General features: G+C 65.2%; 2 protein-coding genes and 1 pseudogene. 2 read left to right on the top strand and 1 reads right to left on the bottom strand.

Annotated elements, in window-relative coordinates:
- Positions 1-652: transposase family protein (locus E1266_RS36900; RefSeq protein WP_132055174.1), on the bottom strand; the 652-nt coding region annotated here is incomplete at its 3' end.
- A gap of 151 nt (positions 653-803) precedes the next feature.
- Between E1266_RS36900 and E1266_RS36895 the strand changes: the two genes are divergently transcribed.
- Together E1266_RS36895 and E1266_RS39755 are read left to right on the top strand one after the other, a co-directional pair.
- Positions 804-1,058: a hypothetical protein gene (locus E1266_RS36895; RefSeq protein WP_132055172.1), complete on the top strand. Its 255-nt coding sequence runs from the start codon at positions 804-806 to the stop codon at positions 1,056-1,058.
- A gap of 186 nt (positions 1,059-1,244) precedes the next feature.
- Positions 1,245-1,382: pseudogene (locus tag E1266_RS39755) on the top strand (IS5/IS1182 family transposase); the annotation flags it as partial.
- Positions 1,383-2,208 lie beyond the last annotated feature (826 nt).

Below are 2,208 nucleotides of genomic sequence, written 5' to 3'. Positions count from 1 at the left end.
CCGCCTGCTCGGCTGCCTGCACCACTGCCTGCACACCCAACAGCCCTACCAGGAGGCCACCGCGTTCGCAGCCCGCACCCTCGCCGCGGCTTGACACGCTAACCGCATGGGATGTCTTGTCGGCCAGAGTGAGTATGCCTGCCTTCTCCAACTCCCGCAGGATGCCCCACACGCGAGCGGCGGTCAGGTCGTGGACCTTGCCGGGCAACGCCCCCGAGGTCCACAGGATCGTCCCGTCCGGACCGGCGATCACTTGCACGTTCATCCCGTGCACCCGATGCTTGCCGGAGAAGTACGGACGGTCGGCCCGGACCCGGTCGGTGCGGATGAGCGTCCCGTCCAGCACCAGATGGGTCAACTCGTCCCGGTCAGCCTTCCGCAAGGCCTGCGCGAGCTTGGGTGAGCGCGCTGACAGCAGCATGACGGTCTCTTCCACGTACCTCCAAGCGGTGGCCGCAGACACACCGAACCCGGCGCTGATCTCGGCGAACGTCTCGTCCTTACGCAGGTAGGCCAGCACGAGGAGGGCCTGCCGGCCGGGGTTGAGCAGCCGCCAGGCCGACCCGAGCGCCTTTCGCCGCCGCCGGATCAGCCCGGCGACGTAGTTCAGCGTTGAACGCGACAAATCAAGGGCAGCGCGGTAGAACAGCACGTAGAGACCTCTGGTTCAGGCGACGTGATTGTGGTGATCAACCCGTCTACCAGGGGTCTCTCTACGTCATGCCCCAACCGACGCATCGCGATCACGCTGTGACCAGCAGCCCGCCGCCACAGGATGAAATGGGTTCAGTATAACGAGGCTGATGGCCACAGCCATCGGCACGGAAGGGCGCTCCGTATACCGTTGCCTCATCATAGCCGTGCTCGAAGACAAATCGCAATGCAATTTCACGCTTGATGTATCCGTCGAGGACTTCAATGGCCTGACGGATGCATCCGTGAAGGAGGTGGTCACTCTGGCGCATAGATACTTGCTTGGCGTCCCGCCCCTCGACCTTGACCCGGCACAAAAGGAGAGTTGGCACTTCTGGAAGGACCTCAATGAGAGGCAAGAATGAACGTTTTTCACCAGCGTGGGGGACGGGTGATCACAGCATGATCGCGGGCGGTGGCGGACCCGGAAACATAAAGAAGCCCTGGTAGGACGGGTGATCTCTCACAACCCACCGTCCCCACCAGAGGCACCTTCACATAAGCCACACCCCGGGCCCCTTGGACCGCCCACCCCATTGTTATGGCTTCACATGCTTTTCTATCGTTCTTCGCTGCCGTTGTCGCGTCAGACCCTGCAGTACGTGACCGGTGTCGTCGGCCGCCACCGCAAGCAGACCGGTAGCAAGGGCCGGGCGCTGCCGCCGGGCATGCAGGCGCTGATGACGCTGGCCGCGGACGCGGGCGACGCGCCCCCGTCCCCAGCGGAGTTGCCGCCGACCTGGACCACCATCACGATCGCCGTGGGCACGACGGCGACGGCGGTGACTGCGGAGATGGCGATGGCACGGTCGGTTGATGTTCTATCGGCTGCGCTGGATCTGTCCCCCTCGGCCAGCGGGTTCGTGGCCGACCTTATGCGGGTCACCCGTCGCCCAGGCACAAGCGAGGCCGGCGGCTGGGCCACCCTGGAGGTTCGTGGCCGGACGGCCGAGGTGGCCGAAGCGGCGGCGACCGGGCTGCTGTCGAAGCGGTCCACTCCGTAGTGAGGCGATCTCAGCGACATCCGGCAGGGGAAGCCGTGGATGTGTATCGCTGAGGCTCGTGACGCTCTGGTCTTGTGCTCGCACTCGTCGGTGGCGATCTGGAGACCGTTGGCCAGGTGCGCCACGCCGAGCGCCATGCTGGCGTTGGCTCGGGGGCTCGTCCAGGATGACGTTCAGTGTTTTTAGGCGCCTGTTCGCCGCATCAACGTTTTTGATTGTCGGGACGGGTCGGGGCGTCAGCAGGTATCGGGGGCTTCACTGGCGCGGAGCAAGTAATAGGCAACGTTCATTTGTGGGGCTGGGCCGGGCGCGGTCCAGCAGGCAGAGGGGATCGGGCGCGATCCCCGAGGGGGTGAGGCGTACGGTCGAGAGCGGTGAGTCGGTGTCGGGGTCGGGGGTGCCGCGGAGGCGGCGTTCGGTTCGGTCGCAGCAGCGGAGCGGAACCTGTCAAACCGGATGAGACGTCAGGCCACGTGGGTGGTTTGTGGCTTGTTGTCGGTCTGGGGTTGGG

Origin of the sequence: Actinomadura sp. 7K534 (assembly GCF_004348575.1) — a bacterium.
GTDB classification, from domain to species: Bacteria; Actinomycetota; Actinomycetes; order Streptosporangiales; family Streptosporangiaceae; genus Spirillospora; species Spirillospora livida.
Note: the sequence above shows the minus strand (reverse complement) of the source record. Positions and strands in the feature narration are given on the sequence as shown.

Excerpts from the sequence above, each read along its gene's own strand:
- E1266_RS36895 (WP_132055172.1), top strand. The coding sequence starts at position 804 with ATGGCCACAGCCATCGGCACGGAAGGGCGCTCCGTATACCGTTGCCTC.